The following is a 13,890-nucleotide window of genomic DNA, read 5'->3' on the forward strand; positions in this document are numbered from 1 at the left end:
CACCTATCAATGTCCAGGGAAATCGGAAGAATGGGGTTTCAATGCGATTGGAGGATCAAATGGCACGCGCAGCGGAAGGATTCCCCATTTTTACGAAGAAAGCGCAGCATAATTTTCACATTGTGAAGGAGGAATGCCGAATGAGAGCCATTGATTTGAACTTCCCGATCGATCCGCTCATGCCGAAGCGCAAGGATTACCGGATCGGCTGCATCGGTTCGGGCTTCATCATGAGAGATTGCCATCTCGTCGCCTACACGGATGCGGGCTTTCGCCCGTATGCCATCACCTCCAGGACGCCGGGCAATGCCAGGGCAGCCGCGGAGCGGCACGGAATTCCCCTCGTCTATGGAACCTGGGAGGAGCTTATCCGCGATCCGCAAATCGAAATCCTCGACATCGCGGTTCCGCCGGACCGGCAGCTGGAGATCGTTCGCGAAGCCGTCAAGCATGCGCACGTCAAAGGGATTCTGTGCCAGAAGCCGCTGGCGATGAATAGGCGGGAAGCCTGCGAGATCGTGGAGCTGTGCGAGGCGGCCGGCATCAAAATCGGCGTCAACTCCAATATGCGCTACGACCAGTCGATCCGGGCGCTGAAGGCCATCCTGGACAGGGGGTATCTCGGAGAACCGGTGCTCGCGACGATCGAGATGCGTGCGATACCGCACTGGCAGGACTTCCTTCACAAGTATGAGCATCTTGAAATTTTGAACATGGGCATCCACCATATCGACGCCTTCCGTTATTTGTTCGGCGATCCCGAGCGGGTCACCGCGGTCGCGCGCAGGGACCCCCGCACGGCGTTCAAGCATATCGACGGAATTTCCCAATACACGCTCCACTACGCCAGCGAGCTGATGGCAACCAGTCTCGACGATGTGTGGGCTTGGCCGGGCGACGGGACCGAGAAGGATATTTATATCAAGTGGAGGGTCGAAGGGCTGGAGGGCATGGCCCAGGGAACGATCGGCTGGCCGGACTATCCGGCAAGAACGCCAAGCACGCTCGCGTTCACAACCAGGCAGTCGCCCGGACAGTGGCACCGCCCCGCATGGGACCGGGTCTGGTTTCCGGATGCGTTCCAGGGCACGATGGCCCAGCTGCTGCGCGCGGTCGAGGAAGATACGGAGCCCGAAATCGGCGGAAGGGATAATCTGCTGACGATGGCACTGGTCGAAGCGTGCTACAAGTCCATCGCCGAGAGGCGCACGGTCGAGTTTTTTTCCGAAACGGCAAGCCAAATCAAATCCTATACCTTTGAGGGAGACAGTCCGCTATGATTTCTGTCGGCATTTTTAACGGGTATTACCCTTATACGCTTCAGGAGACGATCGCCAAAATTCAAAAAGACGGCTTTTCCTGCGTGCAGCTCGACTTGTCGTTCAAGGATATGGACCTGTCGCCCGGCTCGCTCACCCGCGGCAAAGCCCGTCAAATCCGCGACGCCTTCAGGGACGCCAACCTGCCGGTCGTCTGTATTTCGGGCTATACCAACATCATTCATCCGGATCCAAGGAAGCGGGAGGAAAATGTATCGGGACTGAAGGAGCTGCTGAAGCATGCGCGCGATTTGGGCTCGCCTTACGTCATCAGCGAGACGGGAACGTACAACACGGAAAGCGACTGGGTATGGGATCCGAACAACGGCACCGAGGAAGCTTACGAGGAGGTGTGCAGGCAATTGGAGGAGCTGGCCAAGTTCGCCTACGACCACGGCTCCGTCTTCCTGGTGGAAAACTACGTCAACAACGTCATCGGCTCGGTCGACCGGCTGGCCCGCCTGTTCTCCGACGTCAATCATCCGGGACTCGGCCTGCTGATGGACCCTACCAACTATTTCACGGACAACAACATCAATCACGTCGACGAAGAGCTGAACCGCATCTTCAATACGCTGGGCGACAAAATCAAAATCGCGCATGCGAAGGACTGCAAGCCCGCGGAGGATACGTCGGAGAAGCATGCGTCGATCGACGCGGCCGAATCGCATACGTTCCGCGGAGCCGGAGCCGTCGAGCTCCCTGCGCCCGGCCTTGGCATATTGAATTACGACTTGTATTTGCAGCGCTTGTCGAGGCTACATCCGAATATTCCGATCATCATCGAGCATCTCGACGAGCAGGACATTCCGCGCGCGAAACGGTTTCTCGACGGCAAATTAAAGGCGAACGGCTGTTAGGAGGAGTTCGATATGGCATCAACCGACCGGCGAAAAAGGGATTACAGCATTACCGGACCGGAAAATCAGCGCGCGCAGGAGAGGGGACTTGCGGCGGCGGAATGGTATACGTGCCCGATTCCCCGCCAGCGCATGAAGGAGCTGATGAAGCGAAAGAACGGCCCCGCAATCCGGGATACGCTAATCTGGTTCGGTTCCCTTCTGATTCTAGGATACCTTGCTTACCTGTCCTGGGGGACGTGGTGGGCGGTCCCGGCTTTTCTGGCGTACGGCATTCTCTACGCGACGCCCGGCGATTCCCGCTGGCACGAGTGCGGGCACGGGACGGCGTTCAAGACGCCGTGGATGAACGAGGTCGTCTACCAGATCGCCTCGTTCATGGTTCTGCGCTCGGCAACGCCATGGCGCTGGAGCCATGCGCGCCATCATACGGATACGATCATCGTCGGACGAGATCCGGAGATCATTACGGAGAGGCCTCCGGTTTGGAAAATTCTCCTTATGCAAATTTTCCATCTTTACGGCGGGCCGATCGAGCTGAAGCGGTTCGCGCTGCATACGTTCGGGAAGCTCGAGGAGCAGGAGCGGGACTACATTCCCGCCTCCGAGCACCGCAAGGTGTTCCGCGAAGCACGCATTTACATGCTCATCCTGCTGGCGGTAGTCGCCGCATGTATTTATGCAGGAAGCATTCTGCCGGCCATGTTCGTCTTTTTTCCTTCTTTTTACGGCGGGATCGTCGTCATTACGTTCGGCATTACGCAGCATTTGGGGCTGTATGAGGACGTGCTCGATCACCGCTTGAACACCCGCACCGTTTATATGAATCCGGTACTTCGGTTTCTGTACTGGAACATGAACTATCATGTGGAGCACCATATGTTCCCGATGGTTCCTTACCATGCGCTGCCGAAGCTTCACGAGGAGATGAAGGCCGATTGTCCGGCGGCGCGACGGGGCTTGTTCGCCGCTTTGAAGGAAGTCATTACGGCGCTGCGGAAGCAAAAGCACGATCCCGCTTACGTCGTCGAAAAACCGCTGCCGGCCACGGCGCGCCCTTACGTGCGCGGCGTTCCGCAGCAGCAGGATACCAGCTTAAGGAGTGAGGTGCTATGAGAACCGGAACGTGGATCGAGGCCTGCGCGGCCGATGCGATCGAGGCGGAGGACGTCATCCGATTTGACTTTGAGGATCGGACGTATGCGATATACCGGACGGAGAACGGGGATTATTACGCGACGGACGGGTACTGCACGCACGAGAAAATTCATTTGTCGAACGGGCTCGTAATGGGCAGCGTCATTGAATGTCCGAAGCATAACGGGCGCTTCGACATTCCTACCGGCAAGGCGAAGCGGGCTCCGGTATGCGTCGATTTGAAGACTTACCCGGTGAAGGTGGAAGCGGGCAAAGTGTACATTCAGGCCTAGCTCATACGCGGTCATCCGCGAGGAAGGAAGAAATCGATGAAATACAATGTGTTCGGCCGTACGGGACGGCAGGTGTCTCGGCTTGGCTTCGGCGCCATGGGACTTGGCGGCTCGTTCGGCACCTATGACGAGAAGGAGCTGGTCCGCTCCGTCCTCCACAGCCTGGAGCGAGGCGTGACCTTTATCGATACCGCGCGCAATTATGGGGAGTCGGAGCGGATTCTGGGCCTGGCATTGCGGGAGTGGCGCGGGGAAAAGCCGTTTATTGCCTCCAAAATCCAGTCGAGGGGGCCGGGCAATATCGGCTGGGGCATTCCGATCCCGGTCGAAACGGCGTTTCCGAGAGGCTGGCTGAGGGAAAGCACGGAAATATCGCTCCGGGAGCTCGGCGTCGATACGATCGAATTGATGCAGCTTCACCAGTACTGGCCGCAGTGGGACAGCGAGGATTATTGGATGGAGGAGCTGCTTGAGCTTAAGAAGGAAGGGAAAATCGGAGCCATCGGCATTTCGCTGCCCGATACGCGCCACGATATTGCGCTGCCGATCGTGCAAAGCGGCCTGATCGATTCCGTACAGACGGTGTTTCACATCTTCGACCCGCAGCCGCTCGATTGCCTGATTCCGGCCTGCGTGCGGAACAATGTCGCGGTCATCGCGCGCTGCATTTTGGACGAGGGCGGATTGACGGGGTATTTGAAGGAAGACACGGTGTTCGAAGACGGCGATTTCAGAAAATCGCACTTCGACTATATGCCGCGCAGCGTGTACATCGAGCGAGTCGACCGTCTGCAAGAGGCTTACATTCCCAAGTATGCGGACAGTCTGGCGGAGCTTGCCATCAAATTCGTCCTGCAGCATCCGGGCGTGACGACGGCGATCTCCTCGATGCATGTAACGAAATTCGCCGACGAGAACATTGCCGCCGCCGGCCGCGAGCCGTTGCCGGAGGACGTATTCGAGGATATCCGGCGCCATCACAGATGGGTGAGAAATTTCTATGAGTCCAAATACTGGCTCTAAGACGTTATGGGCGGAGCTGCTGCCTTACGAATTCAAGCAGAGGATGGAGGAGTGTCCGGTCGTCTATTTGCCGCTCGGCCTGTGCGAGCCGCACGGTCAGGTCAGCGCACTCGGCCTGGATACGCTGAAGGCGGAGTGGCTTTGCCGGAAAGCGGCCGAGAGGACCGGCGGCATCGTCGCTCCTTCCATGGGCTACCATATCCATGAGACGGGCTACCATGCCGGCTGGCTGGAGCAGACGGTTGGAGAGCAGCAACCGCCGATGACGTCCATCCCTCCGGACATTATGCTTGCCTTCTTCCTGTATCAATTAAGATCGTTCGCGAACGCGGGCTTCAAAGCGGTCGTCGTCGTCTCCGGGCACAGCGGGGGCAATCAGGAGGATTTGCGCCAGGCGGCCGCCCTATTCATGAAACATGTCCCGGTGACCGTATGGGTGAGAAGCGATCCGGAGCTGGTCGAAGGGCTGTTCGAAGGCGACCATGCCGGCAAATACGAGCTTTCGCAACTGATGTTCATCAGGCCGGATCTGGTCGATCCGGCGGCAAGACGGTACGAGGGGCTTCCGGGCTATGGAGGCCGCCTGGCCATCGGGCACGATGCGCACGAAGCGGATGCGGAGCGGGGAAGGGCGATTTTGGAAGCTTGTCTGACCGGGTTGTGCGCCGAGGTTTCCCGGATCAAGCGGGAAGTCAAGCAAGCCGGGAAAGCCGACGCGGTGTCCCATTCGACGGTGAGAGCGATATGGAGCGAGCTGCTGCAAAGCGCCGACCGCTGGGTGACGGCGAGCCCCTGGTCCGGACAGGAGGCCGTATCCGAACGCTCGATCTGGAAGCCGTACGAATATTACCGGATTCAACGGGAAGGCAACCAAGATTGCGATGCCGATGCTGGAGAGACAGCGAGGCCACATAACAAGGGGGAAGCGGTTCTATGATAACTTACAAGCTTGGCGTCGTTGGCTTGGGCGAAGGCCGAAGCATTATGTCGGCGGCACTCAGCAGCAATCGGTGGGAGCTGGCGAAGGTATGCGATCTCAATCCGTCGCTATGCGAGCAGAGAGCCGAGGAGTTCGGCTTCGGCAATTGGACGACGGATTACGGCGTCCTGCTGAGCGATCCGGCTATCGATGTCATTGCCATCTACACGCCCGACCAGCTGCACCTGACCCATATTACCCAAGCGCTGGAGGCCGGCAAGCACGTCATCTGCACCAAGCCGCTCCTCACATCGCTCGAAGGCTCGAACGAGCTGCTGGAGGCGGTGCGGAAGTCCGGCAAACGCGTATTCGTCGGCCAGAGCTCGCGCTTCTTCGAGCCGATGATCCGTCAGCGCGCGGACTTCGAGAAGGGGCGGCACGGCGACATTCAGACGGTCGAAGCCCATTATATATCGGACAGCCGCTGGTTTTTGGACAAACCGTGGAGCCGTCAGCGCGGCTTCAGCTGGATGTATAATTTTATGATCCATGCCGTCGATCTGGTCCGCTGGTATTTGCCGAACGTTACCGAGGTGACGGGCTACGGGATCGTGAGCGAGACGAGCCGCGGCTACGCCCTCGACACCTGGGATACGATGCGTCTTCTCGTCCGCGACGATCAGGGCCGGATCGGTCAAATTTCCGGCAGCTATACGCTCCCGTCGCTCGGCACCGAGGTCGAGCCCGGCATCGAATGCGTCATTCGGGGAACGAAGGGAACGTCGCGCGCGGAATATTCCAACCTGCGCTACCATACGCATTTTGCCGGGGAAGGCAGGAAGACGCAATCCTTTGAGGAGATGCACGACTACTACTTCCGCTTCGAGGGCAAAAGCCACCATGCCGGCGAATACCAGAACTATATCGAATATTTCGCGGAATGCCTCGATTCGGGCGCCGTACCGCTTCCGGACGCAGACGAGGCGGTGCGCACGCTCGCCTTGATGGCTGCGATCGAGCGCACGATGAAGGAAGGCGGCAAGACGGTCCGCATCGACAATGGCCTGAATTTCGTCATGTAACGGACATGAGAGTCGTTATTTCTAACAAAACGACGGAAATCGAATTCTAACGGACAAGAGGGATGTTATTTCCAATAAATGAAAGGGAATATGGCATATAACGGCCCCATAAGGCTTCTCATGTCCGTTAGGATTTTCAAATGCTGCAATTCGGGAGGATAACGCCTCTGATGTCCGTTAGACCGTCAGCCCCGCGAACTCGGCAATTGCCTTCGTTTACTTCTTGTGGCTTTCGTTCACATAATCCTTGGGCGTGCATCCCGTCATTTGCTTGAAAATCCGGCTGAAATAGAACTGGTCGGGGTAACCGACTCTCTCGCCGACCTCCTTGACGGATAAATGACGGTGATTGGCCAGCAGGTATTTGGCCTCGTTGATGCGAAGCGTCATCAAATAGCGGGAGGGCAGCTCGCCCGTGTGCTTCATGAACAGCTTGCTCAGGTAGGAGGCGTTGAAATTGAAATGACGCGCGATCTGCTCCAGGCTCACGTCCTTCCGAAAATGTTCCCTGAGGTAACGCTGCACGCTGCCGACGATTTCCCCGGTATTCATGCCCGTGCTGTGCATGCCCTGCATGTTCGCTCTGAAGGCGGATTCTTCACTGTCGACAGCTTCTTTCACTCTTAAGAGCACGCGATGCAGCTCGTCAGCGGAAATCGGCTTCAGCAAATAGTCGGTCACGCCGTACTGCATCGCCTGGCGCGCATATTCGAAGTCGGCATAGCCGCTCGTAATGATGTTGCGGACGCGGGGGTGATACAGATGCATGTGCTTGATTAACGCCATGCCGTCCATAACGGGCATCCGGATATCCGTCACCAGTAGATCGGGCTGTCCGGATTGCATGAGCCCGAGCGCCTCCTTCCCGTCCTGGGCGGTACCGACGACGTTGACCGCTTCGCCTAGCTCGTTGATTTTGCGAACCAGATGGTTGCGGATCAAATCCTCGTCCTCCGCGACTAGAATTCTGAGCCGTCTCGTCTCTTCCATCCTGTCGACCTTCCTTCCACGGGGTTATGGGGGGCTAAAAAAGGGCCGCCGATGACGATTGACGCACCTTCCTCCGTCTTGTTCCCGACCCGGAAAACCGCGCCTTCGCCGAACGTCAGCTTCAGCCGGATATAGATGTTGAGCAGTCCCATTCCGTCAAGCTTTAGCATCGGGACGGCGTTCGTCTCGTCGATTTCGCGGATTTTGCCATGCAGCAGGTCCAGGCTTTCCCTGGAGAAGCCGCCGCCGTTGTCGGCGACTTCGATCTGCCAGCCGTCGTCATGCAAGCGGCCGGCGATGCGGATGCGCCAGGGCGGCTCCTGCTGCGTGCCGAATTTCAGAGCGTTCTCGACAAGCGGCTGAACGATGAGCTTCGGACAAGAGAGCGGCAATATCCGCTCATCGATAGCGAGCTCGAACTGCAGCTTTCGACCGTAACGGATCTGATTGATTTCCAGATACTTTTGCGTATGAAGCAGCTCGGCTTCAACGGTCGACGCCGATTCGTCGGAGGAGATGTACCGGAGGAAGCCGGACATGTTCTCCGTCATCGCGACGATTTGCCCGTTCATGTTCTCTTCCGCCATCGCATGGATCGTCGCAAGCGCGTTATACAGAAAATGCGGATTCATCTGCGAATTGAGCGCGACCATCTTGGCCTGCAGCTCCTGCGATTGCGCCAGCAGCAGCTCGTCCATCGATTGCTTCAGCCGCGTGTTCATCTTCAGGAACGACCAGTGCAGCTGATCCAATTCGCTCAGGCCGCTGTTCAGTTCCTTGGAGAGGGCTCTCGCGCTGCCCAAATCCTCGAGCCGCATGTTCCGGACGGCTCGGTGAATCTTCATGATCGGCAGCGTAATCCGCTTGGCGGCCACGAACGACAGGAATATAGCGAACAGCAGGATGACGGCGGCGATAAGCACGGTTCGTTCGGCAAAATCGGCGATGGGGGCAAGCAGCTCGCTCTCGGATACGGCGATCGTCGTATGCCAGCCAGTCACGTCCGAGCGGTAGCTTGCAAGCAGCTCCTTCTCCTTCGTAACCGGATTCACGAACATGCGGAAGGCATCCGGAATCCCGGCGGCGCCGTCGCCAGGCAGGAGGACGTAAGCGGCGCTTTGTTCCGCGTCGTCCTCGAGCGGATAGAAGATGCGGCCGGTGTCGTCGTATACGACGACTTTGGCATGGAAAGGATTCTGCTTGGCGAAATCGGCCGCGCCTTCGAAGATGCGGTTATAGTACTGCTTCACTTCGACGATCCCCATCGGGGCGTTGTACGGGTCGTAGAAAAGCCGATAGAGGGAAATCGAATACTGCTTCTCCCGCGATGAGATAAACCGGGACATTTCCTCGTCGAGGACGGGCGGTCCGATTATTTTTCCGTTCGTATTGTCCATAACGGCCCGGAACCACGGCTTATCCTCCGGGTCGTAGGCGCGCTCGCCATTATCGAAGCCGTTGCCGTACGCGTTATTGTCGAAATCGTAAAGGTAGAGCTGCTCGACCGGTCTGGAAGGTCCGATGGCGGCGGTTAAAATTTCGGACAGCTCCTTGGCGTTTTCGACCTGAATGCCCGCCGGCGGACTTCCCGCCGTGCCTTCCGGCAGCTCGCCGTCCATATCGCTCATATACTTCTTGAAATTGTTTTTGATCAAGTTGGAGTACATCACGTCAAGCGAGACATCGTTCATCTTCGTCATTTCGGAATCGATCCGCTCCTGCATCGATCGGCCCAAGCCGCCGAGCGTATCGGTGGCGCCCGTCCGGAGCAGGCCGGATGCCCACCAATAGAACCAAATGACCAGCACGGCGAAAAAAACGATAATAATCAGGGAATAGGTCATGAACAGAATCGATCGGATCGTTCTGAATTTATTCACTCGCATATCCTCCGGGAGCCGACATAGTTGTATTGTCCGTCCATGGGGGCGATTTGTCAAAAGCTTTTTGAAAGCGCATTCGGTAAAATAAAGACAAAAAACGTATCCGTTTTCTCCATGGAAGATCGACGCTCGGGCTCTTATAATGAGGACACGTGAAAGCGGATTCAATCGAAGGATGAAGAGGAGCGATGTTATGAGAAGACGGTTTTGGATGTTGCTTCTGCTAGTCGTCGTGCTTGCGGGCTGCAGCGGGAACGGCGCCGGCAGCAAGGACGATAACGGAACGCCGACGAATGCCGCGAACGCGGCTAGCGGAGGGGGCGCCGGGGAACCGACCGCCAAACAAAACATTACGCTAACGTATCTCGCAAGCCAAGGCTGGATCTTCGACGCCGAGATGGAGCTCGCCAAAAAATTCGAGGAGCAGACGGGCATCAAGATCGATTACCAGATCATTCCCGCCGACCAATATTTCAACGTGCTGAAAACAAAGCTGAACGCGAAGGAAGGCCCGGACATCTTCGGCGGCCAAAGCGGCAAGAGCGAAATCAGCCTGAACTACAACGTCACGGAAAACGCCGTCGACCTGAGCGACCAGGAATGGACGAAGCGGGAAGACCCGCTTTCCCTGGAGCAGCTGTCCTTGGACGGCAAAGTATACGCGCTAACGATATGGGATACGGGCAACAGCTTCGTGATGGTGTACAACAAGAAAATTTTCGAGAAGCTCGGCCTGACCGTGCCGAAGACGTACGAGGAGCTGAAGCAAGCCTCCTTGAAAATCAAAGAATCGGGCATTACGCCGATCTACGAGCCGATCGCGGACGGCTGGCATCATGTGTTATGGTTTGCCGAGCCCGGCCCGAGGTACGACGAATTGACGCCGGGGCTGTACGACGATCTGAACGCGAACCGAAAGAAATTCGCGGACGATCCTTCGATGCTGACCGCGCTCACCCAAATGAAAGAAATGTACGATCTCGGATTTTTCGGCGACAACACCTTCTCGGATACGGGCGCCGATACGGGCAACAAGCTGGCCGGCGGCGAATACGCGATGTCGCTTTCCGCCCAAAGCGTCGTCGGCGATATCGTGAAGGCAAATCCCGAGATGAAGGAAGAGGACTTCGGCTTCTTCGTCATCCCCCTTGCCGACAATCAATTCTACTACGTCAACCCGGGCGGACCGAGCAAATTCGTCTATTCGAAAGGCAAGCATATCGAAGCGGCGAAGCAGTATTTGGCCTTCCTGGCGCAGCCGGAAAATTTGCAGTATCTGATCGACAACACGCCGTCCTTCACCAACCTGAACTTTCCGGGCCTGAAAGACAAATACAGCGACGCGCAGAAGGAGCTGTTCGCGTCCTATCCGAAGAAAGGGACGGATATTCAAAATATCGTGAACTACGTCAATCCGCAGTGGATGGATATGGGCAAGGACATCGCCGCGATGTTCGCGGGCTCGATGGAGCCTGCCGATATTTTGGCCAACATCGACAAACGCAGGGCGGACATGGCCAAAGTGGCAAAGGATCCGGCCTGGGCCGAGTAATCCGGCGGAGAAACAAAGGAGTGGGGATGCATGCGGCATGAGGAATAAACTCTATCCTTCGTATTTTACGTGGGGCACGCTCGTCTTTTATTCGGTCTTCTTTATCCTGCCGAGCCTGATGGGCTTCTACTACTCGTTCACCGACTGGAACAGCTATTCGGACGAGATCGCCTTTATCGGGCTCGACAACTTCAAGGTGCTGTTCTCGGCCGACGAGCATTACGTCGGCTTCATCGCCAATACGGTCAATTTCACGATATCGACCGTTATCCTGAAGACGGTGCTGGGCCTCGCATTCGCGCTCGCCCTGAACGAAGGCATCCGCATGAAAGGGTTTCACCGGGTCATGCTCTTCATGCCGTCGATCGTGCCGATGCTCGTCGTGGGGCTGATGTTCAAATCGATCTTAAATCCGGCTACCGGCCTGCTCAACGAATCGCTGCGGTTCATCGGGCTGGGTGCATTGGCGCAAAAATGGCTGGTGGACGTAAACTGGGCGTTCAAGTCCATCATCGCCGTCGATACGTGGAAGGGCGTCGGCTACATTATGATCATCCTGCTTGCGGGCCTGCAATCCATCTCCCGAACCTATTACGAAGCGGCGGCAATCGACGGGGCCAGCGCCTGGCACAAATTGAAATACATTACCGTTCCGCTGCTTATGCCGGCGCTGGTCGTAACGACGGTGCTGAACATGCTGCACGGCCTGAAGGTGTTCGAGGTCGTCTACGTGCTCACGAACGGGGGTCCGGGCTATGCGACGGACGTGCTTTACACCGCTATTTTCAAAGAGTTCTCGATGGGGCGTTACGGGGTGGGAACCGCGCTGTCCTCGCTGCTGTTCCTGTTCATGACGGTTGTCGGCTACTTTATTATCCGGTTAATGGCCAGGGAAGGGGCGCATGAGCAATGAAACGAAAGGTTTTGCAGCGCGCGCTGCGAAATGGCTTTGCCTGGGTGCTAAGCATTGTCATGTTCGTGCCGCTCCTGCTCATCCTGGTCAATTCCTTCAAGGACCGCGTCGGGGCGAACGCGATGAGCATGAGTCTGCCGAAGACGCTGCACTGGAGCAACTATACTACGGTTATCGAGGAAGGCAAGCTGGTGCAGTCGTTTGTCAACAGCTTGTTCTATACGACGGCATCGACCGTGCTCGGCATCGCGCTGGCCTCGATAGCCGCTTATATTTTTGCCAGAAACGCGACGAAGCTCAACCGGTTCCTCTATTTCTTCATTATTATGGGCATCGCCATGCCGATCAACTTCGTTACGTTGACCAAAGTGATGCAGGCGACGCAGCTTATCAATACGCAGCTCGGCATCATCGTTCTGCTGGCCGTCATGTCGATCCCGTTCAGCGTCTTTCTCATCTACGGCTTCGTCGGCTCCGTGCCGAGGGAACTGGACGAAGCCGGGATCATGGACGGATGCGCGCCGTTCAGGCTGTTCTGCAGCATCATTTTGCCGCTGCTGACGCCGGTTGTCGTGACGGTCGGCATCTTGAATTTCATGGGCGCTTGGAATGACTTTATCCTGCCGCTCTACTACTTGAACGATACGGCGAAATGGCCGATGACGCTTGCCGTGTACAATTTCTTCGGAAGATTCCAGGTGAACTGGAACCTGGTGTCGGCCGATATCGTGCTGACGACGCTGCCGGTCATCGTCATCTATTTGCTCGGACAGCGGTACATCATCTCGGGCATGACGTCGGGCTCGGTCAAAGGCTAGCTGAGCCGCAGCCGATCCGGCGGCGGGACGAGGCAGGCAAACGCTATTAGCTTACGAAGATAGAAGAACGAATGCCACAGGGAGGTTAAGCATGAAGATGCCTTATGAAGTTCCCGAAGCGAAGAAAATCCGCCTTATCGTCAACACGGATGCGAAGAACGAAGCGGACGACCAGTTCGCGATCGCCCATGCGCTGCTTACGCCTCAGTTCCGTATCGCGGGCTTCATCGCCGCGCACTTCGGCACGGGACGCAGCGCGACGTCGATGGAGGACTCCTTCGAGGAGATCGCAAACGTGCTGCGCATCATGAAGCTGGAAGGGCAGGCGGGCGTATACCGGGGGGCGCCGTCGGCTCTCGCGGATGAAGAGACGCCCGTTCCGTCCGCTGGCTCCGAGCTGATCGTTCGCGAGGCGCTGAAGGACGATCCCGCGCCGCTGTTCGTTATTTTCCTCGGGCCATTGACGGATCTGGCATGCGCGTACTTGCAGGAGCCGCGAATCGCGGACAGGCTGACCGCGGTATGGATCGGCGGCGGCGCGTATCCGGAAGGCGGCGAGGAATTTAATCTGAGAAACGACGTCAAAGCGGCAAACGTCGTATTCCGATCCCCGATTCCGTTATGGCAGGTGCCCAGAAACGTCTACAAGATGGTGCGCGTAAGCTTGGCGGAGCTCGCGGTAAGGGTGCGTCCGCACGGCGATATCGGCCGGTATTTGTACGACCAGTTGGTCGCATTCAATAGGCTGCCGACTCACGGGCCGAGGTGGCCGAAGGGCGAAACGTGGCAGCTGGGCGACTCGCCTGCCGTATCGCTGCTGCTCGACGATCACGAGTTTGAATTCGACCTGACCGATCCTCCGCATATAACGGATGAGCTGCTCTACGCGCCGGGACCTCCGGCGGCGAGGAAAATCAGGGTTTATCGTTCCGTCGACGCCAGATTTACGCTCGAGGACATGTACGCGAAGCTCGAATTGTTCAATCGGGAAGATGGATGCGGAACGAATTAGATCATAAACGTAGGTGCGACAAGAGGCTGATGCCGCCGGAAGGAGGCGTCGGCCGTTTGCGTTTGCGTACGAATATAGCGGTTAGCGGC

13 protein-coding genes are annotated in these 13,890 nt (G+C 57.2%); 11 read left to right on the forward strand and 2 right to left on the reverse strand.

Going from position 1 to position 13,890, the window contains the following annotated elements; all coding sequences use genetic code 11:
* Positions 1 to 140: 140 nt before the first annotated feature.
* Genes IDH41_RS25680 through IDH41_RS25710 form a run of 7 tightly spaced genes read left to right on the forward strand, consistent with a single transcriptional unit; the run spans position 141 to position 6,633 of the window.
* Positions 141 to 1,280 carry a Gfo/Idh/MocA family protein gene (locus tag IDH41_RS25680; protein ID WP_190866259.1) on the forward strand — a complete coding sequence of 380 codons (1,140 nt, stop codon included), beginning with the start codon at positions 141 to 143 and terminating at the stop codon, positions 1,278 to 1,280.
* Positions 1,277 to 2,179 carry a sugar phosphate isomerase/epimerase family protein gene (locus IDH41_RS25685; RefSeq protein WP_190866261.1) on the forward strand — a complete coding sequence of 301 codons (903 nt, stop codon included), beginning with the start codon at positions 1,277 to 1,279 and terminating at the stop codon, positions 2,177 to 2,179. Before IDH41_RS25680 ends, IDH41_RS25685 begins: the two co-directional genes overlap by 4 nt.
* Positions 2,180 to 2,191: 12 nt before the next feature.
* Positions 2,192 to 3,295 (forward strand): fatty acid desaturase family protein, encoded by a 1,104-nt coding sequence (locus tag IDH41_RS25690; RefSeq protein ID WP_190866263.1) that lies wholly within the window; start codon positions 2,192 to 2,194, stop codon positions 3,293 to 3,295.
* Complete coding sequence (locus IDH41_RS25695; protein WP_190866265.1) at positions 3,292 to 3,609, forward strand: MocE family 2Fe-2S type ferredoxin; 318 nt, start codon at positions 3,292 to 3,294, stop codon at positions 3,607 to 3,609. Before IDH41_RS25690 ends, IDH41_RS25695 begins: the two co-directional genes overlap by 4 nt.
* Positions 3,610 to 3,645: 36 nt before the next feature.
* Entirely contained in the window at positions 3,646 to 4,632 is a 987-nt protein-coding gene (locus IDH41_RS25700) for an aldo/keto reductase (RefSeq protein ID WP_190866267.1), read from the forward strand.
* Entirely contained in the window at positions 4,610 to 5,569 is a 960-nt protein-coding gene (locus IDH41_RS25705; RefSeq protein ID WP_190866269.1) for a creatininase family protein, read from the forward strand. The genes IDH41_RS25700 and IDH41_RS25705 overlap by 23 nt, the downstream gene beginning before the upstream one ends.
* Positions 5,566 to 6,633, forward strand: coding sequence for a Gfo/Idh/MocA family protein (locus IDH41_RS25710; protein WP_190866271.1), 1,068 nt, complete (start codon positions 5,566 to 5,568; stop codon positions 6,631 to 6,633). Before IDH41_RS25705 ends, IDH41_RS25710 begins: the two co-directional genes overlap by 4 nt.
* A gap of 216 nt (positions 6,634 to 6,849) precedes the next feature.
* Here IDH41_RS25710 and IDH41_RS25715 read toward each other — a convergent pair whose 3' ends face one another.
* On the reverse strand, positions 6,850 to 7,623 hold the full coding sequence (locus tag IDH41_RS25715) for a response regulator transcription factor (RefSeq protein WP_190866273.1): 774 nt from the start codon (positions 7,621 to 7,623) through the stop codon (positions 6,850 to 6,852).
* Positions 7,593 to 9,503, reverse strand: a complete 1,911-nt coding sequence (locus IDH41_RS32040; RefSeq protein ID WP_190866275.1) for a sensor histidine kinase — start codon at positions 9,501 to 9,503, stop codon at positions 7,593 to 7,595. Before IDH41_RS32040 ends, IDH41_RS25715 begins: the two co-directional genes overlap by 31 nt.
* A 196-nt stretch (positions 9,504 to 9,699) precedes the next feature.
* Between IDH41_RS32040 and IDH41_RS25725 the strand changes: the two genes are divergently transcribed.
* The 4 genes from IDH41_RS25725 to IDH41_RS25740 all read left to right on the forward strand — a co-directional run bounded on the left by IDH41_RS25725 (position 9,700) and on the right by IDH41_RS25740 (position 13,801).
* Positions 9,700 to 11,058 carry an ABC transporter substrate-binding protein gene (locus tag IDH41_RS25725; RefSeq protein WP_190866276.1) on the forward strand — a complete coding sequence of 453 codons (1,359 nt, stop codon included), beginning with the start codon at positions 9,700 to 9,702 and terminating at the stop codon, positions 11,056 to 11,058.
* A 37-nt stretch (positions 11,059 to 11,095) separates the two neighbouring features.
* Complete coding sequence (locus tag IDH41_RS25730) at positions 11,096 to 11,971, forward strand: carbohydrate ABC transporter permease (RefSeq protein WP_190866278.1); 876 nt, start codon at positions 11,096 to 11,098, stop codon at positions 11,969 to 11,971.
* Positions 11,968 to 12,789: a carbohydrate ABC transporter permease gene (locus IDH41_RS25735; RefSeq protein ID WP_190866280.1), complete on the forward strand. Its 822-nt coding sequence runs from the start codon at positions 11,968 to 11,970 to the stop codon at positions 12,787 to 12,789. Before IDH41_RS25730 ends, IDH41_RS25735 begins: the two co-directional genes overlap by 4 nt.
* A 91-nt stretch (positions 12,790 to 12,880) precedes the next feature.
* The gene (locus IDH41_RS25740) at positions 12,881 to 13,801 is read left to right on the forward strand and encodes a nucleoside hydrolase (RefSeq protein ID WP_223830067.1); all 921 of its coding nucleotides are present in this window, start codon (positions 12,881 to 12,883) and stop codon (positions 13,799 to 13,801) included.
* Positions 13,802 to 13,890: the final 89 nt, after the last annotated feature.

It is taken from the genome of Paenibacillus arenilitoris (genome assembly GCF_014705655.1).
Lineage (GTDB): Bacteria > Bacillota > Bacilli > Paenibacillales > Paenibacillaceae > Pristimantibacillus > Pristimantibacillus arenilitoris.

Excerpts from the sequence above, each read along its gene's own strand:
- IDH41_RS25680 (WP_190866259.1), top strand. The coding sequence starts at position 141 with ATGAGAGCCATTGATTTGAACTTCCCGATCGATCCGCTCATGCCGAAG.
- IDH41_RS25685 (WP_190866261.1), top strand. The coding sequence starts at position 1,277 with ATGATTTCTGTCGGCATTTTTAACGGGTATTACCCTTATACGCTTCAG.
- IDH41_RS25690 (WP_190866263.1), top strand. The coding sequence starts at position 2,192 with ATGGCATCAACCGACCGGCGAAAAAGGGATTACAGCATTACCGGACCG.
- IDH41_RS25695 (WP_190866265.1), top strand. The coding sequence starts at position 3,292 with ATGAGAACCGGAACGTGGATCGAGGCCTGCGCGGCCGATGCGATCGAG.
- IDH41_RS25700 (WP_190866267.1), top strand. The coding sequence starts at position 3,646 with ATGAAATACAATGTGTTCGGCCGTACGGGACGGCAGGTGTCTCGGCTT.
- IDH41_RS25705 (WP_190866269.1), top strand. The coding sequence starts at position 4,610 with ATGAGTCCAAATACTGGCTCTAAGACGTTATGGGCGGAGCTGCTGCCT.
- IDH41_RS25710 (WP_190866271.1), top strand. The coding sequence starts at position 5,566 with ATGATAACTTACAAGCTTGGCGTCGTTGGCTTGGGCGAAGGCCGAAGC.
- IDH41_RS25715 (WP_190866273.1), bottom strand. The coding sequence starts at position 7,623 with ATGGAAGAGACGAGACGGCTCAGAATTCTAGTCGCGGAGGACGAGGAT.
- IDH41_RS25725 (WP_190866276.1), top strand. The coding sequence starts at position 9,700 with ATGAGAAGACGGTTTTGGATGTTGCTTCTGCTAGTCGTCGTGCTTGCG.
- IDH41_RS25730 (WP_190866278.1), top strand. The coding sequence starts at position 11,096 with ATGAGGAATAAACTCTATCCTTCGTATTTTACGTGGGGCACGCTCGTC.
- IDH41_RS25735 (WP_190866280.1), top strand. The coding sequence starts at position 11,968 with ATGAAACGAAAGGTTTTGCAGCGCGCGCTGCGAAATGGCTTTGCCTGG.
- IDH41_RS25740 (WP_223830067.1), top strand. The coding sequence starts at position 12,881 with ATGAAGATGCCTTATGAAGTTCCCGAAGCGAAGAAAATCCGCCTTATC.